A 21,076-nucleotide genomic window follows, 5' to 3' on the forward strand; every position below is an offset into this window, starting at 1 on the left:
AGCCCGGCCCCCCCCCCCCCCCCCCCCCCCCCCCCCCCCGGCCCCGCCCCCCCCCCCCCCCGACGGTGGCCACCCGGCAGGTGCGCCGTTCGGTCAGATACGCGTCGCGCTCCTCCTCGCTCAGCATGATCCTGCGGCCTCGCCGTTGAGTGGCGGCCATGGTGCACCTTCCCGTCGTCGACGCGGGTTTCTCAGGATCATCGGGTCCCCGGGGCCCGTCGCGCAACGCCGGGGACCGGCCCTTCTCAGGCCAGGGTGATCGAACCGTCCGTCACCTTGATCTGTTTCGCGGGCAGGGCGACGGTCGCCGGACCGCCCGTCGGTTCGCCCGTCGCCGGATCGAAGGTGGACTGGTGGCACGGGCAGGTGATGGCCCCGTCGGTCACCCCGCTCACCGCGCAGCCTTGGTGGGTGCAGGTGGACGAGAACGCCTTGAACTGCCCGGCGGTCGGCTGGGTCACCACGACACCCTGCTCGGCGAAGACCTTGCCGCCGCCCTCCGGGACGTCACCGGTGCTGCCGAGAACCGTGCCGCTCTTCGCCTCGGAGCCGCCTGAGCTGTCGGACGCCCCGCACGCGCTGAGCGCCGCCACCGCCCCGGCGGCGCCCACCGCGACCACCACGGCGCGTCTGCCGGGACCCGATCCGTACCCCTGCGTCCCTCGCTCCCGCGATTCGCGTTCCTGAGCGGTGCCCGTGGTGCCCAGGGTGCTCTTTGTGTCGGTGGTGCTGGTGGTGCCGGTGGTGCTCATGCCGGGTGAATCCCTTCGTCGTGGTGCGGGTCTGGATCACGGGAACGTACCGGCTCGGAGCCGCGTTCCTGAACGGCCGCGACTCACAGGTTCGACCCGCTCCCGTCCGTGGCCGTGGCACGCACCCCTGTGACCGCCCGGTGCACCGGACGGCCACGACTCGCCCGAGGGCGATGCCGGGGCCACGATGGAAGGAAATCCCGGGGGCCTCTGTGGGACGGGTGAGAGCGTGGTGCGCACCGATGTGCTGATCGTGGGCGCGGGCCCGGTCGGACTGACAGCCGCACTGGAACTGCGCCGCCGGGGTGTCGCCTGCCGGGTGATCGACAGGCTGGCGGCCCCGGTACCGCACGCGAAGGCGGTGGGAATCCAGCCGCGGACCTTCGAGTTGTGGGACCGCGCGGGGGTGATCGACGATGCCTTGGACGCCGCCGTCCCGATGCGCGGCCAGCTCGCCTACGTCAACGGCGAGGAGCGGGGCCGTGTCGACCTGGAACTCCCGGCGGACGTGCCGTACACCTTCGCCGCGCTGCCCCAGTACGAGACCGAACGCATCCTCACCGAGCACCTGGAACGGCACGGCACCTCCGTCGAGCGCGGCACCGAGCTGGTCTCCTTCGTCCAGGACGGCGGGGGAGTGTGGAGCACCGTCCTGACGGCGTCCGGCGCGACGCGCGACATCAGGTCCCGCTACCTCGTCGGCTGCGACGGGGCGCACAGCGCGGTCCGCAAGGGTCTCGGACTCACCTTCGAGGGCGGCGCCTTCGACGAGGAGTACATGCTCGCGGACGTGGAGACCGACTGGAGCCTGCCCACGGGGTACGGCGTACGCTCGACGCACCTCGGCGACGACGGCAAGCCCGACGATCTGCTCGTCTGCATCCCGCTGCCGGGCCGCTCGCGCTACCGGATGTCGATGCTGGTACCGCCGGAACTGTCCGAGGCGGCCGGCCCGCCGGGGCGGATCGCGCACGGAGCGCGGGAGGGCCCGCACCCCGGCCTCGCCCACATCCAGGCGGTCGTGGACCGGCTCGCACCCGAACCCGCCACCGTCTCCGAGATGCGCTGGTCGTCCGTGTTCCGCATCAGCCACCGCATCGTGGACCGTTACGGCGCGGGCCGGGTGTTCGTGGCCGGGGACGCCGCGCACATCCACCCGCCGACCGGCGCCCAGGGCATGAACACCGGAATCCAGGACGCGGTCAACCTCGCCTGGAAACTGGCGTTGGCGACGGCAGGCCTCACCGCACCCGCACTGCTGGAGAGTTACGACGCCGAGCGCAGACCGGTGGGGGAGGAGGTCGTCGGCCGCACCGTACGGCACGCCACCGGAGGCGGCGTACAGGCCGACCCCGACGATCCGGCCACCCTCATGCTGCGTGAGGCCCAACTCCTCGTCGGCTACCGGGACGGCCCGCTCACCGGGGCACTTGCCGGGGTGAGCGACGCGCCCGACTCCGGTGACCGCGCACCCGACTGCGGAGGACTCCTCGGACCTCTCGCGACCTACCCGGTACGGCTCTTCGACCTCCTGCGACGCGGACCGGACCACACACTGGTGCTCTACGCGCCGGACACCGGGTCTCTGGACCGGTTCGGCGGGGCGGTCGCCGAGGTCTCCCGGCGGGCGCACGGCAAGGTGCCCGTCATCGCGGTACTCGGCTCCGGCGGCCGGGTGGACGGGACCACCCGGGTCCCGGTGTGGAGCGACGGCGCGGCGGAGTTCCGCCGGATCTACCGCATCGAAGGGCCCACCGGCTTCCTCGTCCGCCCGGACGGCCACCTCGCCCTGCGCTTCGGGCCGGACGACGCGACGGAGGTGTCGGCGTACCTCTCCCGGGTGCTGAGCGGCTGACCGCCGCGACACACCTGACCGTGGTCAGTCCCCGGGGTAACTCACGATCGTCTGAGTGAGCGCGGGGGATTCACGGGTGGAGTAGTAATGGCTGCTCAGGCCGGAGAACCGTGCCGTGTCGCCCGTACCCAGCAGATGCGGCACGTCGTCCACCACGAGCGTCACACTGCCGGCCAGTACCGTCACGAATTCGACGGAATCGACCCCGTGCGAGCTCACCTGGCTCCGGTCGTGAGGGTGCAGCCGGGACCGGTAGATCTCGATGCGGCCCTCCGCGCGGCCGGAGAACAGCAGGCTGACCGAGGTCTCGTCCTCCGGCTCGGGCAGATCCGCGGCTCGGACGATCTCCGGTCGCAGCATGGGCTGGCGCAGCAGATCCGTGGCGCTCGTCTCCAGCACGTCGGCGATCCGTACCAGGACGTCGACCGTCGGATTCGCCTCGCCACGCTCGATCTGGGAAAGCAGGCCCTTGCTGACGCCGGTGGCCGCAGAGAGCTCGCGCAGGCTCCAACCCCGTTTCAGGCGACGGCGGTTGAGGTTCGCGGCGAGTGAGGAGCGCACCGTCCCCGGCCGCAAGGGGGCCGGCGACGGGCGCGTGGGCGCCGGCGGAGCCGCAGCGGTGGTCCCGACGGTGGGAGCCGTGGTGGCGGGGGCCTGGTCCACCGTTTCTCCTCGCTGTCTCACTTTTCCGGGTGCGCGCAGGTCAGTGGCGTCGACCGCCCACTCTACCGGCGTACCCGGCGGACCGTCAGCCCTGGGCGGGCCCCGCCTCCCGCGCGAGGCCCGCCCGTTCGGGCAGCGCGTCGAGCATCCTCCTGGTCCACGGGTGGCGGGGCTCGTCCAGGACCTGTGCCGTGCCGCCCTGCTCGACGATCTCGCCCCGGTACATCACCGCCACCCGGTCCGCGATCTGCCGTACCACCGCGAGGTCGTGCGTGATGAACAGGACCGCGAAACCCTCGCTGCGCCGCAGCGAGTCCAACAGGTTCAACATCTGCGCCTGGACCGACACATCGAGCGCCGCCACCGCCTCGTCGCAGACGAGGAGCCGGGGGCGCGAGGCCAACGCGCGTGCGAGGGAAACGCGTTGACGCTCCCCTCCGGAGAGCGTGGCGGGGCGGCGACCCGCGTACGTGGCAGGCAGTCCCACCTGCGCCAGCAGCGCCGTCACGTCCGCGCCGGTCACGCCCCTGGTACGTCGCTCCCCGGGGGCGGCGAGCGCCTCGCGCAGCGTCGCCCCCACCGTGCGGAGCGGGTTGAGCGACGAGTACGGATCCTGGAACACTATCTGCGCCTGCGAGGCCAGTCGCCGCCGGTCCGCCGTGTCCGGGCGACGGCCGACGGACAGCGGGACGTTCCCCGTCCGTACGGCGCCGCTGTCGAACGTCTCCAGGCCGACGGCTATCCGGGCCAGGGTCGTCTTGCCCGAACCCGACTCGCCGACCAGCGCCACCACGGAGCCGGGCGGGACGCTCAGGCTCACGTCCCGCAGCGCGGTGTGGTCCCCGGCCGCCGAGCGGAACACCCGGCTGACCGAGGTGACGCTCAGCGCCGCGCCGCCCTCGTCCGCCAGGGGCTCCGGTCCGGCCTCCTCCCGCTCAGGGGGCGTGGCCAGCTCGTCGCCGATCCGCGCGAGCCGTACGCACGCGGAGAGCCGTCCCGCCACCCGGCCGTCGTCCGGGCCGCCGGAGGTGACGGGCCGCAGTCCGACCGGCGCGGTCCGGCACTCGGGTGCCACGTACGCGCACCGTTCGGCGAACGGGCAGCCGCCGGCCCGGTGTCCGGGCGCGGGGACGGAACCCGGCAGAGCGGGCAGTTCGGCGAAACGCCGGACGACCGACGGCTCGGAGGCCAGCAGGCCGGCCGTGTAGGGGTGCGCCGGGGCCGACTCCAGCTCGGCCGGCCTGCCGTGCTCCAGCACCGTGCCCGCGTAGAGCACGTACACCCGGTCGCAGGCGGAGAACGCGACCCGCAGATCATGGCTGATCAGCACGAGTCCCATGCCGCGGTCGCGCTGGAGGCCGCGCAGCAGGTCGAGCACCGCCCGCTGGTTGGCCGCGTCGAGCGCGGTGGTGGGCTCGTCCGCGATCAGCAGTTCGGGATCACCGGCCAGGGCCGCAGCGGCGGCGACACGCTGGCGCATGCCGCCCGACAGCTCGTGCGGGTACCGGTCGGCGGCGTCGGGGCCGAGACCGACCTCGGCGAGCCTGCGCTCCACCTCGGCACGGCGGGCGGCCGCGTTCCGGTGTCCGCGCAGCGCTCCGTGGCGCTCCCGCAGCCCGTCGGCGATCTGCCGCCCGCAGGTCAGCTGGGGGTGCAGCATGGTGAACGGGTCCTGCATCAGCAGGGTGACGCGGCGTCCGCGCAGCCCGTGCCGGGCTCGCGGAGCCAGCCCGAGGACCTCCTCGCCGGCGATGCGTACTTCGCCGCCGACCACGGCCGTTCCCGCGGGCAGCAGCCCGGCGACGGCGCGCATGGCCAGCGATTTCCCGCTGCCCGACTCCCCGACGATGCCGACGCATTCGCCTCGGCCGACCTGGAGCGACACGCCGTCGATGATGGTCACCGGTCCCTCGCGACCCGTCGTCGCGGCGACCCTGAGGCCGTCCACCGCGAGCAGCGGCCCGTCGTCCGCCGCCGGCCGGGTGTCCACCGGAAGTCCCGCTCCTCCGGTCTTCGTCGTCGCCGGCATCAGGACCTCCCACGGTCGGAGAACGCCTCGAACAGCCGGTCGCCGATGAGGTTGAGCGCCACGGCCGCCACGACGATGAGTACGGCAGGGGCGAGGGCGGCGGAAGGGTTGTCGTACAACAGAGTCCGGTTCTCCGAGAGCATCCGGCCCCAGTCGGGGGCGCCCGGCGGGACCCCCAGACCGAGGAAGGAGAGCGAGCTGAGAGCGACGATCGCCCCGGCGAAGTTCAGCAGCGCGTTCGCCACGGCCACCGGCAGCACATTGGGCCAGATGTGCCGGGTCATCACGGTGAACCGCGACAGTCCGAGGGTCTCGGCGGCTTCGACGTAGGCGAGGTGGCGCTGTTCGAGGACGGCGGACCGGACGAGCCGGATGTCGGAGGGGGAGGTGAGGACCACCAGCGCGCCGACCGCGAGCGCGTATCCGCCACCGCCGATCCCGGCCACGACGATCGTCACCAGAAGTGCGGGCAGGGCCAGCAGCAGATCCGCCCAGCGCCGCACCAGCGCGTCGATCCAGCCGCCCCGGTAGCCCGCGAGCAGGCCCAGGACATTGCCGACGGCCATGGAACCCGCCGCCACCAAGGCGGCGCCGGCCAGCGTGGACCGGGTGCCGACGACGACCATCCGTGCGACGTCACGGCCCAGTTCGTCGGTCCCGAGCAGGTGCCCGCCCCCGGGCATGGCCGCACCGACCGCCAGGTTCTGGGTGTCCCAGCCGGGCAGTAGCGCCCTGCCGAACACGGCGGCGAACACCAGCAGCCCCACGAGTGCACCGGCACACAGGGCAAGCGGCGGTACGCGCAGAGCGCGGCGGACACGGGGCCTCATCGGCCGTCCTCCTGGTGGTCGTCGCGTTCCGGCTTCCGGCCGCCGGGAGCCACGGGCGTCCCGGGGCCGGGCGTCCCGGGGCCGAGGGCTTTGGAGCCGAGGGCTTTGAGAGCGCCGGCGTTCCGCAGGCGCGGATCGAGTACCGGGGCCGCGAGATCGGTCAAGAGGTTGACCAGGCACACCAACGCGGCCAGCAGGAGTGCCTCGGCCTGGACCACGGGTACGTCGCGGAAGGTGACCGAGTCGACGAGCAGCGAGCCGAGGCCGGGCAGGGCGAAAACCTGCTCCACCATGACGGTGCCGGCCAGCAGATAGGCGGTGACCAGGCTGACTCCGGTGAGCACGGGTACCAGCGTGCCGCGCAGCACGTAGTGGAGCAGGATGTCCCGCTCGCGGACGCCCCGGGCGCGGGCGAAGACGACGTGTTCCCGGTCGAGTTCGCGCACGACGGCCGTGCGGGTGAGTTTGAGCAGCACCGCGGTGACGGCCAGGCCGAGTGCCGCGGCCGGCAGTACGAGGTGCGTCACACGGTCCGCCCCACCTTCGCCCGGTCCGTACGCGGGGAACCAGCCGAGCATCAGCGAGAAGACATAGATCATCAGCAGGCCACTGGCGAACGCGGGCGTGGAGAGCGCGACCACACCGAGGCTCTGCACGGCGCGGTCGGTGGTCCGCCGGTTGCGGAGCCCGGCGAGGACCCCCAGCGGAACCCCGAGGAGCAGGGCCACCAGCAGGCCCAGCCCGACCAGCTGTCCGGTGAGCGCGAGCCGCCCGCCGATCGCGGAGGACACGCTCTCGCCGGTTCGGATGGAGGTTCCGAGGTCGAGACGCACGGCATCGCCGAGCCAGTACCAGTACTGCACGGCCACCGGACTGTCCAGGTGGTAGCGGCCGCGCACGGCGGCCAGCGCCTCCGGCGTGGCGCTGCGGGGACCCAGCAGGGTCTGCGCGGGATCGCCGGGCGAGGCCTGGAGCAGCGCGAAGACGGCCGCGGAGAGGACCAGCAGCAGTACGGCGGTACCCGCGACGCGGCGCAGTACGAAGCCGAGGGGCAGCGCCGCACGCAGACGCGAGCCGGCGGGGACGGAGGTCATCGGCGCTCCTCGTCGGGGCGGCGGGGCTCGTTCGGCCCCAGGGTGCCGTGGAGCGGGGCGGAGGTGGCCGTGCCGGAGGGTGACCGGGGGAGATCATCCGCCTCCGGCACGGCCGGGGAAGCCGCACCGTGTGCCGGCCCGGGGGAGGCAGGTCGCGGCGCGGCGGCTGAGGACGGCGCGGGCACCACGGCCCCGCCGAGATGGGTGGCGAGCCACTCCTCCACACGCGATCCGGCGTCGAGCAGGTGGCCGGGATCGGTGAACTCGTGCCCCTCGTCCGGATACACCAGCAGTTCGACCGGGGCCCGGCCCGCCCGCAGCAGCGAGCGGTACAGCTCCTGGGCCTGGCCCACCGGGGTCACCCGGTCCGCCGCACCGTGCACCACCAGCGTCGGCGTGCCTCTGCCGCCGTGCGCGAACACGGCCGAACGGCGGCGGAGTTCGGCGTGGCCGCGGTCCTGGTCCCCGGAGGAACCGTCGACGCGGTAGGTACGGTCGTAGCCGCCGCCGATGTTGCTGGTGTGGGTGAAGCTCAGCCAGTTCGTGGGAGCCGAGACCACGACGGCGGCCGCGAACACGTCGGTCCGGGCCGCGGCCAGGGCGGCGAGGTACCCGCCGTAGCTGTGGCCGAGCACGGCGGCGCGGGCGGGGTCGGCGAGTCCGAGGCCGACGAGGTGGCGGACCCCGGACAGCACGTCCGCCAGATCACCGCCCCCGGTGTCGCCCACCACCGCACGGGCGTGGTCACGGCCCCGGCCGTTGCTGCCGCGCGGGTTGGGCAGCAGCACGAGGTAGCCGGCGGCGGCGAGTGCCGGGGCGAGTCCCAGCACGTCGGCCGGGGCGTACATCGAGGACCAGAGCCAGGCAGGACCGCCGTGCACCAGCACCGCGAGCGGGCGCGGTCCGCCGGCTTCGGCGCCGGGCCGGTTCGCGTCGCCGGTCCGGTCGCGATGCAGCAGCAGGCCCTGCACGGCACGCCCGTCGTCGGAGATCCATTCGATCCGGCGGGTACGGTGCGGGGCCTCGTCGGCCTCGTCCACGGAGGAGTTGAGCGAGGTCACCGGGGTCCAGCCCCATGCGTCCGGCCCGTCCGTACGGGCCACGACCGCCTCGGGCGGCCGGCCCGGCGCGTCGAGGACCGTCGCCGCGATCCGGTTTCCGGCGTCGAGCGAGAGTGCGGGCTGGAATCCGGCGCCGCCGAGCGTCACCGCGTCGGACCACAGCACCGTCCCGCCGTGCCCGAGCCGGGAACCCGTGCCGTTCCAGCCGGCCCATCGGAGTGTGGCGGGCGCTGCGCCGTCCGTCTCGTCGAACTGCAGCCAGGTGGCGTCCTCGACGTCGGCCAGAGTCCGTGCGGCGCCGGTGGCGAGGTCCACCACGACCGGCCGGCCGGCGACGATGGATATGCCCTCGCACACCGCCGCGAGACGCCCGTCACGGGAGAGCGCCGGGGCACCCAGCTGCCCGTCCGGCAGGTGGAGGGTCCGCGCGGTGCGTGCCGTGAGGTCCAGCGCGGCGAACCGCGCGTCGTAGTACCCGGCGGGCAGGGTCTCCTCGGAGACCGTGGCGACAGCGGTGTTCCCGCCGCGCCAGGCCACGTTCCAGACGGTCAGCCCGGCGGGCCCGGCCGCTTCCAACGTCCCGTTCGCCAGATCCAGCGTCCACAGCGAGCGCCGGCCGAGACCGGGAGCGAAGCGCTCGGGTGCCGGTGCCGCGCCGAGGCGTACCGGCAGGCCCAGGCGCATGCCGTCGCGTTCGGCGCCGTCCTCCGCGCAGAGCAGCAGGGCCCGTCGGCCGTCCTCGGAGACGAGGAGGTCCTCCACCGCGCCGGGCGCGGTGGCGAGAGCGCGTACCGCTCCTGTCGCGGTGTCCAGGGCGGCGATTTCCGGGTGACCGCCACCGGCCGGCTCCACGACGTGCAACAGGGTCCGGGAGTCGGGGAGCCAGCGGGGAGTGTGCCGGTCTGCCGGGCCGTCCGGGGCGGCGACCGGCGCTGTCTCCGTGTCCTCCGGAGCGGGGCGCACCCGCAGTGGAGCCGGTACGGCCGTCAGTACCACCGAGGTGCCGCGCGGGCCGGAGGCCGTCACGGCGACCGTGCGGCCGTCCGGACTGATCCGCGCCTCGACCGGATGCGTCAGCTCCAGCGCCGCCCGCAGCGCGCGGCGCACGGCGAGAGCGGCGGGCCGTGGTGACGGCGCGACGGTGCTGGGCATGGAACTCCGTTTCGTGATGGTCCGGCAGGGCGCGGCGCCCGGACGGCGGTGCGGTCGAGTCGCCGTACGGAGCCGTCGCGGACGGGCCCCGTGGCGGGCGACGGTGCGAGGCGGGCCCTCACACGGCCTTGCGGATGCGGGTCGCCCAAGGGCCGATGAACGCGTACGGCCCCTGTTCGAGCAGCACGAAGTCCTCGGAGAGCGCTGTCGCGGTCTGGGCCCACCAGAGCGGGAGGTACGGCAGATCCGCCCCGGCCTTCTGCACCGCCTTCATCAGCAGCGTGCCGCGTTCCGCCGGAACCGTGGACTCCTTGGCGCTGTTCAGTCCGGCGTTGACCCCGGCGTCGTCGTAGTGGGCGATGTCCGTCGCGGTGGAGGCCGCGTTGAGGTACGGGTCGGCGAGTTCGGCCGGGTCGCCGGTGACCGGGAAGTACCACAGGAACTGCAGGGGCTGCTTGCCGGAGCCGAGCTCCGACACCCACTGCTCCAGGGTGATCTCCTTGACGGTCAGCGTGATGCCGATCTTCTTCAGCGAAGCGGCCAGGGCCAGGGCCGCCTTGCCCAGCTGCGGTCCACTGCCCGGGTAGTGGAGTTCCGCCGTGAAGCCTTCGCCGGACGCCGACTTGGCCAGCTCGGCGCGTGCGGAGTCCAGGTCGAAGGGGAGGGAGGGTATCGCGTCGTAGCCGGAGCGGACCTTGTCCGCGGACATCAGATCGCCCCACATGTCGGGGGACGGCAGCGCGTCGGCTACCTCCGCCTTCCCGTGCAGGATGCCCTCCACCATGCCCTTCCGGTCGGCGGCGTGGGCGAACGCCCGGCGGACGTGCGGGTCGTCGAAGGGCGCGCGCGAGGTGTCGAAGGCGAGCGAGACGACCGAGCGGTCACCGGTGTAGGTGACGCGCGCCGCCGTCTCCCAGCTCCGGGCTTCGTCCGACGCGAGGTTGAGCGCCCCGTCCACGGCCTTCGACTTCATCGCGACGAGCCGCGTCCCCGCGTCCGGGACGAAGGAGAGCTTGAGCGTGCGCACGGCGGGCTTCTCGCCCCACCAGGCGTCGTTGCGCTCCAGGGTCACGTGGTCGTCCGCGGCGAACCCGGTGATCCGGTACGGGCCGGTGCCGAGCAGCAGGGTCCGGGACGTCCCGATCTCACCCTTGTTCCGGGTGAGGAACGCCCGGCTGCTGACGAGGAGTCCGCCCGCCGTGGTGGTCCAGGCGAACATGGCGTCCGGCGCCTTGAGGCGGATCGTCACCTCCAGGTCACCGGTGGCCTTGACCGAGGTGACGCCCGCGTAGGCGTAACCGAGGGCGGAGCCGTTCGCCGGGTCGCGGATCGCCTCGACGGAGGCGACGACGTCGTCCGCGGTGAGGGGGGTCCCGTCGGAGAAGACGACACCCCGGCGCAGTGTGTAGACGTACGTGGTGGGGTCGGGCTGCTTCCACGCGGAGGCGAGGCCCGGACCGAGCTCGCCCGAGGGGCTGACGGAGAGCAGGGACTCCTGGGCGAGGACGGCGACGAGGTAGTTGAGCACACCCGATTCGCGGCCCACGTCGAGGCTCGACAGCGACGCGGGCAGGGCCAGGGTGAGCCGGTCGATCGTCGCGTCGGCTCCCTGCGCCTTGCCCGTCGAACCGCTCGCGGACTCGCCGTCGCCGGAGCCGGCGGGCTGCGGCGCACAGGCGGCCAGTGCACCCGAGGCGGCCAGCAGGCCCATGCCCGCTCCGGCGATCCGCAGCATCCTCCGTCGGCTGAGGGCGCCACCGGGCTCCGAGTTCATCGGGAACCACCCATCTCGTTCGTCCACTGATGATGCCCAAATGGGCTACGTCAGTATACGAATCGCTTGGGGGGCGTCAATGGATCGCTTATGGATGTCCGGAATGTGGACATGAAACGCGCAAAGCGGGGCGTCGGTGCCGGGGAACGCCGACGGCCCGCCCGGGGGTTCCCGGGCGGGCCGTCAGGTCCTGCCGTACATCCGCCGGATCAGCGGCCGACCGCGTACCCCTGCATGCCGCGCGGGTTGGCGGCGGCGGAGAGTACGCCCGTCTCGGGGTCGCGGGCGACCGCGCAGAGCCGGCCCTCCGACCAGGCGTCCCCGACCGTGACCTCGTGGCCCCGGCGCCGCAGCTCCTCCACGACCTCCGGGTCCATGCCCTCCTCGACGGTGACGCTGCCGGGGCGCATCCCGCGCGGGTAGAACGAGCCCGGGAAGCTGTCGTTGTGCCAGTTGTGGGCGTCGACCGCGCCCTGCAGGTCGAGCCCGCCGCGTACCCGGTCACGCAGCACGGCCGCCAGGAAGAAGTGCACCTGCCACTGGTCCTGCTGGTCGCCGCCGGGGGTGCCGAAGGCCAGCACCGGGACGCCGTCGCGCAGGGCGAGGGACGGGGTGAGGGTGGTGCGGGGGCGGCAGCCGGGGGTGAGGGTGTTCGGCAGGCCCTCGTCCAGCCACGCCATCTGCAGCCGGGTGCCGAGCGGGAAGCCCAGTTCCGGTATGACGGGGTTGGACTGGAGCCAGCCACCGCTCGGCGTCGCCGAGATCATGTTGCCCCACCGGTCGACGACGTCGACGTGGCAGGTGTCGCCGCGGGTGGTGCCGTCCTTGGCGACGGTCGGCTCCCCGACGCCGGCGGCGGCGAGGCCCATGGCGTCGAAGCCCGGCTCACCGGCGGCGACCGCGTGGGCGTGCGCGCTGAGGACCGGGGTACGGCCGTCGGGGCTGCCCGGACGCAGCTCCCGCGAGGCCCGGTCGGTGATCAGGGCGCGACGCTCGGCGTTGTACTCGGGGGAGAGCAGAGTGTCGAGCGGCACCTCGGCGGCGTCCCCGTACCAGGCCTCCCGGTCGGCCATGGCGAGCTTGCAGCCCTCGATGAGCAGGTGGACGTACTCGGCGGAGCCGTACGCGGGCAGCTCCTCGGGAAGCAGGGCGAGCTGCTGGAGGAAGGCGGGGCCCTGGCTCCAGCCGGCCGCCTTGGCAAGGGTCCAGCCGTTCCACTCGTACGTGGCGGGGGCCTCGTACGTGGCGGACCAGCCGGCCACGTCGGCGGCTGTCAGCGTGCCGGTGTGCCGGGTCCCGGTGGTGTCCATGGTGGGGGTGGCGGCCTGCCGGACCATCGCCTCGGCGACGAAGCCCTCGCGCCAGATCGTCCGCGCGGCCTCGATCTGTGCGACCCGGTCCTCGCCGCCCGCCTTCTCGGCCTCGGCGATCAGCCGGCGCCAGGTGGCGGCGAGCGCGGGGTTGCGGAACAGCTTGCCCGGCTGCGGGGAGGTACCGCCGGGGAGGTAGACCTCGGCGGAGGTCTTCCACTCGTTCTCGAAGAGCTCCCGGACCGTCTCGACGGTCTGGCCGAGGCGCTCGACGGGCGCGTGGCCGTCCTCCGCGTACCCGATCGCGTAACCCAGCACCTCGGCGAGCGTCCGGGTGCCGTGGTCGCGCAGCAGCACCATCCAGGCGTCGAACGCACCGGGGACGGCTGCGGCCAGCGGGCCGGTGCCGGGCACCAGTTCCAGGCCGAGCGAGCGGTAGTGGGCGGCGCTCGCCCCGGCGGGGGCCGGCCCCTGGCCGCACAGCACCCGTACGTCGCCGTCCTTGGGCGCCAGGATGATCGGCACCTCGCCGGCCGGACCGTTGAGGTGCGGCTCGACCACGTGCAGGACGAAGCCCGCGGCGACGGCGCCGTCGAAGGCGTTGCCGCCGCCCTCCAGGACCGCCATCGCGGACTGCGAGGCGAGCCAGTGGGTGGAGGACGCCATGCCGAAGGTGCCCTGGAGGGTCGGGCGGGTGGTGAACATGGATGCGGCTCCTTGCTGCGGCGTGCGAACGCGAGTGCGGTGTTTCGGGTGGGCGGAGAATACGGGGCGGTTACGGGACGCGGCTACGGAGTAAGGGCGGCGGAGGCGTCCGGGGAGGTGCCGTCGTCCGCGACCAGGTGGCAGGAGACCTGCCGGCCGCCGGGCAGCTCGCGCAGCGCGGGAGCCTCCGTCCGGCACCGGTCGGTGGCCAGCGGGCACCGGGTGTGGAAGTGACAGCCGGACGGCGGGTCGAGCGGGCTGGGCAGTTCTCCGTTGAGCACGATCCGCTTGCGCGAACGCTGGTCGACCGGGTCGGGCACGGGCGCCGCGGACAGCAGCGCCTGGGTGTACGGGTGCTTCGGGGAGGCGAACAGCTCGGCCGTCGGGGCCTGTTCGACGATTTTCCCCAGGTACATCACGGCGATGCGGTCCGCGAGGTACTCCACGGCCGCCAGGTCGTGGGTGATGAAGAGGCAACCGAAGCCGCGGTCGCGCTGGAGATCGGCCAGCAGGTTGAGCACCGAGGCCTGCACGGAGACGTCAAGCGCCGAGGTCGGCTCGTCCGCCACCACCAGGTCGGGGTCGCAGGAGAGCGCGCGGGCGATGGAGATGCGCTGGCGCTGACCACCGGACAGCTCGTGCGGGTGCCGGTCGGCGTGCTCCGGGCGCAGCCCCACCTGGGCGAGGAGCTGCTCGACCCGGGCGCGTACCGCGTCGCCGCGCGCGATGCCGTGCAACCGCAGTGGCTCGCCGATGATCTGACCGATCGTCATGCGAGGGTCCAGCGAGGACGACGGGTCCTGGAACACCAGGTGGAAATCCTTGCGCAGTGGACGCAGGGCGCGGCGGGACATGTGTGTCACGTCGGTGCCGTTGATCTCGACCGTGCCGCCGGTCGGCTCGTCGAGGCGGACCGCGCAGCGGCCGACGGTCGACTTGCCGCTACCGGACTCGCCCACGAGGCCGACGACTTCGCCGTGCCCGATGGTGATCGAGACCCCGTCCACGGCGCGTACGGTGCCGCCGCCGGAGGCTGCGAAGTGCCTTGTCAGGGAGTTGAGTTCGAGAACCGGCGGCGGGTCCGAAGGGGCCCCGCCGCTCGCGCGGGGTGCGGGGGCGGTCTGTGGAGTGGTCACTGTCCGGTCTCCTGGTCGGGGCGCGCGGCGCCGGCCGGCACGGGGGTGGAGGTCTCGTCCGCGGCGAAGGGGTGCCAGCAGGCCGCCCGGTGCGAGGCGCCCGCACCCTCCGCCGGGTCGACGGAGGTGAAGGCGGGCCGCTTGCCGGAGCAGGTGTCGTCGGCGCGGGCGCACCGGGGTGCGAACGTGCAGGCGTCGGGCCGGGTGTCGAGGTTCGGCACCAGGCCGGGGATCTCGGGCAGCCTGCGCTTGCCCTCACCGCCGGGCCGGAGCACCGCACCCAGCAGACCTCGGGTGTACGGGTGCCTGGCACCGGCGAACAGGTCGTGCACCGGAGCCTGTTCGGCCGGACGGCCGGCGTACATCACCAGCACGCGGTCCGCTGCGTCGGCGACCACGCCCAGGTCGTGGGTGACCAGGACGATCGCGGTGCCGAGCCGCTCGCGCAGCGACTGGAGCACCTCCAGGATGCCCGCCTGCACGGTGACGTCGAGCGCGGTCGTCGGCTCGTCGGCGATCAGCACCGACGGGTCGCAGGCGACGGCGATGGCGATCATCACGCGCTGGCGCATGCCGCCGGAGAGCTGGTGCGGGTACTCGTCGACCCTGCGGTGCGGGGCGGGAATGCCGACCAGGGCCAGCAGTTCGACCGCGCGCGCCTTGGCCTCCTTGCGGCCCAGACCCTGGTGCCTGCGGAGCACCTCACCGATCTGCCGGCCGATGGTGAGGACCGGGTTCAGCGAGGTCATCGGCTCCTGGAAGATCATCGCGAGGTCCTTGCCCCGGATCTTCTGGAGTTCCTTCTCGGGGGCGCCGACCAGCTCGCGACCGTGCAGCCGGATCGAACCGCCGATCCGCGCGGTGGGCGGCAACAGGCCCATGGTCGCCATCGACGTCACGGACTTCCCGCAGCCCGACTCCCCGACCAGCGCGAGGACCTCGCCCCGCGCGAGGTCGAAGGAGACCCCGTCGACGGCGTGCACCGTGCGGTGCTCCGAGGGGAAGGCGACGGTGAGGTCGCGGACGCTCAGCACGGGTTCGTCGCCGGAGGCGGACCGGGGCGCCGGAGAGGTGAGGGTCTCGGTCATCGGGTTCCTCCGCGGGGGTCGAGGACGTCACGCAGTCCGTCGCCGAGCAGGTTGAACGCCAGCGTCGCGGCGACGATGGCCAGCCCCGGGAAGACGGCCAGCCACGGCGCGAGCGCGAGGAAGGACTGGGCGCCGGAGAGCATCACGCCGAGCGAGGGCGCGGGCGGCTGCACACCGAGGCCGAGGAAGCTGAGCAGCGCCTCGCTGATGATCGCGGCGGGGATGCCGACCGTGGCCTGCACGATGAGGGCCGAGGTGGCGTTCGGCAGGATGTGCCGGAACAGGACCGTTCCGTCTCCACCGCCGTTCGCCACGGCCGCCGCGACGTAGTCGACGTGCTTCAGCCGCAGCGTCTCCGCCCGGGTGATGCGGATGACCGCCGGGATCTGAGAGATGCCGATGGCGATCGTGGCGTTGGTCAGCGACGGGCCGAGGATCGCGGCGAGGCCGACGGCCAGCACCAGGAACGGGAAGGCCAGCATGGTGTCGGTGAGCCGGGAGACGGCGCTGTCCGCGAGTCGCCCGTAGTAGCCGGCGGCGAGGCCCAGCGGCACGCCGATCACGAAGGCGAGCACCACGGCGAGCAGCCCGACCTGCATGGACGCCCGGGTGCCGTGGATGACGCGGGAGAGCTGGTCGCGCCCGAGGTCGTCGGTGCCCAGCCAGTGCGACCAGCTCGGCGCGTCCAGGACGTTGGTGAAGTCCGGCTGTGCGGGGTCGTACGGGGAGATCAGCGGCGCGAACAGCGCCGTGAGGACGAAGACGGCGGCGATGATGCCGCCGGTCAGCGCGAGGCGGTTCTTGCGCAGGGCGCGCAGCTTGCCGCCGCCCGCCTTGCGCGCGGTGGCCTGCGCCGGGGTGGCGAGTGCGGTGGTCACCGGGCACCTCCGAGCCGGATACGCGGGTCGATGACCGAATAGACCACGTCGACCAGCAGGTTGATGAGGATGTACGCGGCCGAGGTGCAGAGCACCACCGCCTGGAGCGTGGCGTAGTCACGGGTGAAGACGGCGTCGATGGTGAGCTTGCCGAAGCCGGGCAGCACGAAGATCTGTTCGGTGACCACGGCTCCGGAGATCAGGTGGCCCAGCTGGAGGCCGAGCACGGTGACCACGGTGACCAGCGAGTTGCGCAGCGCGTGCCCGCCGACGACCGCGCGCCGGGAGAGCCCCTTGGCACGGGCGGTGCGGACGTAGTCGGCGGAGAGCGAGTCGAGCATCGCGCCCCGGGTCTGGCGCATCACCACGGCGGCGAGGCCGGAGCCGAGGACGATCGACGGGAGCACCATGCGGCGCAGGTTGTCGAGCGGATCGGTGCCGAAGGGTACGTAGCCGGAGGCGGCGAACACCGGTAGCGCGATGGCGAATCCGAGCACCAGCACGATGCCGAGCCAGAAGGTCGGGATCGAAAGGCCCACCAGGGCGACGGCGTTGGCCAGCCACTCCTCCGGCTTTCCACGCCGGACGGCGGCGACCACGCCCGCGCCGATTCCGACGACGACCGCCAGCAGCAGTGAGAGGGCGGCGAGTTCGAGGGTGACCGGGAGGGCCTGGCCGATCGCCTGGGAGACCGGAAGGCCGGTCCGCGAGGAGGTGCCGAGGTCGCCGGTGAGGGCGTGTCCGACGAACCTGCCGTACTGGACGACGATGTTGTCGTTGAGACCGTACGCCTCGCGGATCGCGGCGAGCGCCTCGGGGCTGCGTTCCTCGCCGGCCAGGGCGAGCGCCGGGTCGCCGGGGAGTGCCCGGATTCCGGCGAACACCACGATGGACACGAGGATCAGGGTGATGAGCGACTGACGCAGACGCGTCAGCAGGAATTTCGTCAACGGATGTACCCCGCGTTCGTGACCCGGACCAGTCCGTCGCCGTAGACGCGGACGCCCGCGACGTCCTTGGAGGCGACGACGTAGTTCTTCTGCCGGTAGAGGTAGATCATGGAGTGGTCGTCCTGGACGCGCTGGGTGAGCTCGTCGTAGATCTCGGTGCGCCGGGCCGGGTCGGAGACGGAACGGCCCTCGTCGATCAGCCGGTCGATGTCCGGGTCGCCGATGCCGTAGGCGTTCATCGCTCCGGCGGTCTTCAGGAAGTTGGAGACGTTGCCGTCCGGGTCGAGCCGGCCGGACCAGCCGCTGGTGAAGACGTCGTAGTCGCCTTCGTCGGTCTCGGAGATCATGGTCGCGTACTCGGTGGGACGCAGGGAGAGTTCGAATCCCGCTTCCTTGACCATGGCCTGGAGGACCTGACCCACACGGCCCTGTTCGGGGGTGGTGGAGGTCTTCAGCTCGATCTTCACGGGGAGCTTCACCCCGGCTTCCTTCAGCAGCTTCTTCGCCTTGGCGACATCGCGCTTGGGACAGTCCTCGGGATCGACCCCGGGGGCGATGCCGGACTGCGGGGAGATGGGACCGCAGGCCGGTTCGTACATGCCCTGGAAGACCACGGTGTTGAGGAGGTCGCGGTCGATGGCGAGGTCGAACGCCTCACGGACGCGTACGTCGGAGGCGAGCGGCGTGTCGATCTTCCCCGGCTTCTCGCCGAGCCCGTTCACGTTGCCCACGTTGACGCCGATGCCCTGGTAGCCCAGTGAAGGCGAGTTGAAGAGCTGGAGCTTCGGCTCGGTGAGGGCGCTCTGCACGTCCACCGGACCCATCTGGTCGCCGATCTGGACATCGCCCGAACGCAAGTTGGCGAGCCGGACGTTGCCGTCGGCGATCGGCTTGTAGACGACCTTGTCCAGGTGGATCTTGGCCGCGTCGTAGTAGTTCGGGTCCTTCTCCAGCACGATCCGGTCACCGCCGACCCGCTCGACGAAGCGGAACGCGCCGACGCAGGAGGGGTGGTTGGTGAAGTCCTTGCCGTACTTCTTCAGCGCGGTCGGGGACATCACCATCCCGGCCCGGTCGGCGAGGACGCCGGTGAGCGGTACGTACGGGTGGTCGAGCGTGATCCGCACCGTGGAGGAACCGACGGCCACGGCCTTCTCGACCGGGCCGAGTTCGGTGGCACGCGCGGAACCGGGCAGATCGCGGTGGCGCAGCAGGGAGGTGACGACGGCCGCCGCGTCGAGCGGGGTGCCGTCGCTGAACTTCGCGCCCTGCCGGATGGGCAGGGTGACGGTCAGGCCGTCCGCCGAGACCTCGGGGAGCGATGTGGCGAGCTGCGGCACCAGGGTGCCGTTCTCGTCGATGTCGTAGAGCTTCTCGCACATGCCTGCGAAGACCGTGCGGCCCACGAGGGTCTGGGCGAGGCTGGGGTCGAGTTTGTCCGGGTCGGAGTTGAGCGCGACGGTGAGCGTCCCGCCGTCACGTACGGGCCGCTCATCGGTTTTCCGTACGCCTCCGACCTCGGTTGCCGAGGACTGCAGCGACGTGCAGCCCGAGACGAGTGACACCAGCGCAACTGCCACGAAGGCAACCGCTTTTCGGCGCACGGGGGCCTACCTCCCACCTGGGGGTCATCAAGGAATATCGCAGACCGTATTTCGCATACAGTCAACAAGCAAGAGCGTTGTCCGCATCCCGGACACTTTCGGTGCAGAGGGCAACCGGATGGTGGTGGAATGTCCCCCATGGGGGTGACTTCGGGGCGGTCGCTTCCGACGTGCCGCCCCTCGGGGCACTGCCCGGCCCCGGGCGGTGGGGGCGGCAAGGGGTGCACGACCGAGGCTGGGATCATGGGGTCATGCCCGAAGAACCCGACCCGATGCGGAACCGGTGGCCGCTCGCTCCTTCCGGGACCGCCGACTGGTTGGCCGAGCTGTGCGGCGACGGCATCACCGGGTTCATGCCTCCGGCCATGCCCGACGCGGTGTGGGTGCTCAACGCCATGTACGAGCACGAGCGGGGGCCGGTCGACGTCTCGCACCACGAGTACCGCCAGGCCCGTCTCGCGGAGGGCGGCACCCCGCGCCACATCGTCGCGGGCATCGATTTCGATGCCGTCGGGGTCTCCACCGGGGGAGGGCTGGGCCGTGCCCGGCACCCCGGACCGGGCTGGCGGCGGCTGCGCTGGGCGGAACTCGCCCGGCGCACCGGCGACCCGGTCGTTCCCGAGGGGCTGATGCCCTCCCACCGCTGCTTCCCGTCCGCCAAGAAGGACGGCAGCCGCCCGTTGAGCATGGTCCCGCCGACCGAGGGGAGCCTGGACCGCGAGACCTGGAACCAGGTGATCGGCGTTCTGGTCGGGCACGCTCCCGCCGGCCCGGACACCCGCTGCCTGGCCCACTACAACCCGATGACGCTCGGAGCCGTCGACTTCGACGAACCGCACGTGCGGGCGGGCCGGCTCGGTGACGCCGGACTCCTTTACGACCGGTCCGAAGCCGATTTCAGTCCGTCCAACCTCTGGGCCGAAGACCGCTCATGGGTGTTGTGCACCGACTACGACCTCTGGGCCACCAAGGTCGCCGGGCCGCCCGCCCTCGTCGAGGCGCTGCTGGACGACGCCGAGATCGAGACGGTCCGGCTGCCCTGGGCGCACTGACGACGAGCCCTTCGCGCCGGAATCACGCGGTCCGGTGCGAAGGGCCCGTCCCCAGGCCCCGGCGGGACCGGCCGCGGTCGCCTTCTGTCCGGCCCCGCACGGACCGTCGCGTCCCCGTACGGCGACTCCCGGAAGCCCGAGCCTCGGCCGCGCCTCCCGGCGCGACTCCTCGTTGACACGCACGGGCCTTTTGGCGATGCTCTCGGAGAGCGCTCTCCACACTCTGCGGGGAACGCCTCGCGAGGGGGGAACCCGGTGACGCAGGAAGAAATCGCCCAGCTGCTCGACAAGTTGGACCCGCGCCAGAAAGTACGGCTGCTCACGGGCGCGACCACCTGGCGCACCGCGGACGAGCCCGCCGTGGGTCTCGCCGGGATGACGATGTCCGACGGGCCCGCCGGAGTGCGCGGGGAGAGCTGGGACGAGCGGAACACCTCAGCGCTGCTGCCGTCCGCGTCGGCCGTCGGCGCGATGTGGGACGAGGACCTCGCCGAACGCCTGGGCGGGCTGCTCGCCGCCGAGGCGAGGGCCAAGGGCGTGGACGTCGTCCTGGCGCCCACCCTCAACCTGCACCGGTCCCCCCTGGGCGGACGCCACTTCGAGTGCTACTCCGAGGACCCCGAGCTGACCGCCCGTACCGGCGCCGCCCTGATCCGGGGCATCCAGGCCCACGGTGTCGCCGCGACCGCCAAGCACTACGTCGCCAACGACTCCGAGACGGACCGCCTCACCGTCTCCGTCGACCTCGACGAGCGCACCCTGCGCGAGGTCTACCTCCTCCCCTTCGAAGCCGCCGTGCGAGCCGCCGGGGTGCGGGTGGTGATGTGCGGCTACAACGCGGTCAACGGCACCACCCTGGCCGAGAGCCCGCTGCTCGCACGGCCGCTCAAGGAGGAGTGGGGATTCGACGGCGTCCTCGTCTCCGACTGGGGCGCGGTCCGCTCCACCGTGCCCGCCGCCCTCGCGGCCCTCGACCTGGCGATGCCCGGCCCCGAGAGCCCCTGGGCCGACGACCTCGTCCGGGCGATCGAGGACGGGCACGTCCCCATGGCCGCGATCGACGACAAGGTGGCCCGGCTGCTGCGGCTTCGCCGGGGTCGCGCGGTGGAGTGCGCCCACCCGGTCGGCGAGCCGCAGCAGCCG

General features: G+C 72.7%; 16 protein-coding genes and 1 pseudogene. 3 read left to right on the forward strand and 14 right to left on the reverse strand.

The window, feature by feature from the left end; translation table 11 throughout:
* Both ACWD3D_RS16465 and ACWD3D_RS16470 read right to left on the reverse strand, forming a co-directional pair.
* A pseudogene (locus ACWD3D_RS16465) lies at positions 1 to 160 on the reverse strand (pyridoxamine 5'-phosphate oxidase family protein); the annotation flags it as partial.
* Between the two features lie 85 nt (positions 161 to 245).
* On the reverse strand, positions 246 to 752 hold the full coding sequence (locus ACWD3D_RS16470) for a Rieske (2Fe-2S) protein (RefSeq protein ID WP_451461545.1): 507 nt from the start codon (positions 750 to 752) through the stop codon (positions 246 to 248).
* A 187-nt stretch (positions 753 to 939) separates the two neighbouring features.
* Between ACWD3D_RS16470 and ACWD3D_RS16475 the strand changes: the two genes are divergently transcribed.
* Positions 940 to 2,607: an FAD-dependent monooxygenase gene (locus ACWD3D_RS16475; protein ID WP_451461546.1), complete on the forward strand. Its 1,668-nt coding sequence runs from the start codon at positions 940 to 942 to the stop codon at positions 2,605 to 2,607.
* Positions 2,608 to 2,631: 24 nt separating this feature from the next.
* On the opposite strand, the gene ACWD3D_RS16480 is transcribed toward ACWD3D_RS16475, so the two are convergent.
* From ACWD3D_RS16480 to ACWD3D_RS16535, 12 genes are all read right to left on the reverse strand, one after another.
* Positions 2,632 to 3,270, reverse strand: coding sequence for a helix-turn-helix domain-containing protein (locus tag ACWD3D_RS16480; RefSeq protein ID WP_451461547.1), 639 nt, complete (start codon positions 3,268 to 3,270; stop codon positions 2,632 to 2,634).
* Positions 3,271 to 3,355: 85 nt separating this feature from the next.
* Positions 3,356 to 5,299 carry a dipeptide ABC transporter ATP-binding protein gene (locus tag ACWD3D_RS16485; protein ID WP_451461548.1) on the reverse strand — a complete coding sequence of 648 codons (1,944 nt, stop codon included), beginning with the start codon at positions 5,297 to 5,299 and terminating at the stop codon, positions 3,356 to 3,358.
* Positions 5,299 to 6,129 carry an ABC transporter permease gene (locus tag ACWD3D_RS16490; RefSeq protein ID WP_451461549.1) on the reverse strand — a complete coding sequence of 277 codons (831 nt, stop codon included), beginning with the start codon at positions 6,127 to 6,129 and terminating at the stop codon, positions 5,299 to 5,301. The genes ACWD3D_RS16485 and ACWD3D_RS16490 overlap by 1 nt, the downstream gene beginning before the upstream one ends.
* Entirely contained in the window at positions 6,126 to 7,223 is a 1,098-nt protein-coding gene (locus ACWD3D_RS16495) for an ABC transporter permease (protein WP_451461550.1), read from the reverse strand. Before ACWD3D_RS16495 ends, ACWD3D_RS16490 begins: the two co-directional genes overlap by 4 nt.
* Complete coding sequence (locus ACWD3D_RS16500) at positions 7,220 to 9,436, reverse strand: alpha/beta fold hydrolase (protein ID WP_451461551.1); 2,217 nt, start codon at positions 9,434 to 9,436, stop codon at positions 7,220 to 7,222. The genes ACWD3D_RS16495 and ACWD3D_RS16500 overlap by 4 nt, the downstream gene beginning before the upstream one ends.
* Before the next feature lie 118 nt (positions 9,437 to 9,554).
* The gene (locus ACWD3D_RS16505) at positions 9,555 to 11,210 is read right to left on the reverse strand and encodes an ABC transporter substrate-binding protein (RefSeq protein ID WP_451461552.1); all 1,656 of its coding nucleotides are present in this window, start codon (positions 11,208 to 11,210) and stop codon (positions 9,555 to 9,557) included.
* Between the two features lie 209 nt (positions 11,211 to 11,419).
* The gene (locus ACWD3D_RS16510) at positions 11,420 to 13,225 is read right to left on the reverse strand and encodes a gamma-glutamyltransferase family protein (protein WP_451461553.1); all 1,806 of its coding nucleotides are present in this window, start codon (positions 13,223 to 13,225) and stop codon (positions 11,420 to 11,422) included.
* Between the two features lie 83 nt (positions 13,226 to 13,308).
* Positions 13,309 to 14,361, reverse strand: a complete 1,053-nt coding sequence (locus tag ACWD3D_RS16515) for an ABC transporter ATP-binding protein (RefSeq protein WP_451461554.1) — start codon at positions 14,359 to 14,361, stop codon at positions 13,309 to 13,311.
* The gene (locus ACWD3D_RS16520) at positions 14,358 to 15,449 is read right to left on the reverse strand and encodes an ABC transporter ATP-binding protein (RefSeq protein WP_451461555.1); all 1,092 of its coding nucleotides are present in this window, start codon (positions 15,447 to 15,449) and stop codon (positions 14,358 to 14,360) included. Before ACWD3D_RS16520 ends, ACWD3D_RS16515 begins: the two co-directional genes overlap by 4 nt.
* A complete protein-coding gene (locus ACWD3D_RS16525) occupies positions 15,446 to 16,327 on the reverse strand; it encodes an ABC transporter permease (RefSeq protein ID WP_451461556.1) in 882 nt (293 codons plus the stop codon). The genes ACWD3D_RS16520 and ACWD3D_RS16525 overlap by 4 nt, the downstream gene beginning before the upstream one ends.
* Positions 16,324 to 17,277 (reverse strand): ABC transporter permease, encoded by a 954-nt coding sequence (locus ACWD3D_RS16530; protein WP_451461557.1) that lies wholly within the window; start codon positions 17,275 to 17,277, stop codon positions 16,324 to 16,326. The genes ACWD3D_RS16525 and ACWD3D_RS16530 overlap by 4 nt, the downstream gene beginning before the upstream one ends.
* Positions 17,274 to 18,857: an ABC transporter substrate-binding protein gene (locus ACWD3D_RS16535; RefSeq protein WP_451461558.1), complete on the reverse strand. Its 1,584-nt coding sequence runs from the start codon at positions 18,855 to 18,857 to the stop codon at positions 17,274 to 17,276. The genes ACWD3D_RS16530 and ACWD3D_RS16535 overlap by 4 nt, the downstream gene beginning before the upstream one ends.
* A 275-nt stretch (positions 18,858 to 19,132) precedes the next feature.
* Here ACWD3D_RS16535 and ACWD3D_RS16540 point away from each other — a divergent pair, with 275 nt between their 5' ends.
* Both ACWD3D_RS16540 and ACWD3D_RS16545 read left to right on the forward strand, forming a co-directional pair.
* The gene (locus tag ACWD3D_RS16540) at positions 19,133 to 19,933 is read left to right on the forward strand and encodes a hypothetical protein (protein ID WP_451461559.1); all 801 of its coding nucleotides are present in this window, start codon (positions 19,133 to 19,135) and stop codon (positions 19,931 to 19,933) included.
* Between the two features lie 255 nt (positions 19,934 to 20,188).
* Positions 20,189 to 21,076: glycoside hydrolase family 3 protein (locus ACWD3D_RS16545; protein ID WP_451461560.1), on the forward strand; the 888-nt coding region annotated here is incomplete at its 3' end.

Source organism: Streptomyces sp. NPDC002690 (assembly GCF_053592415.1).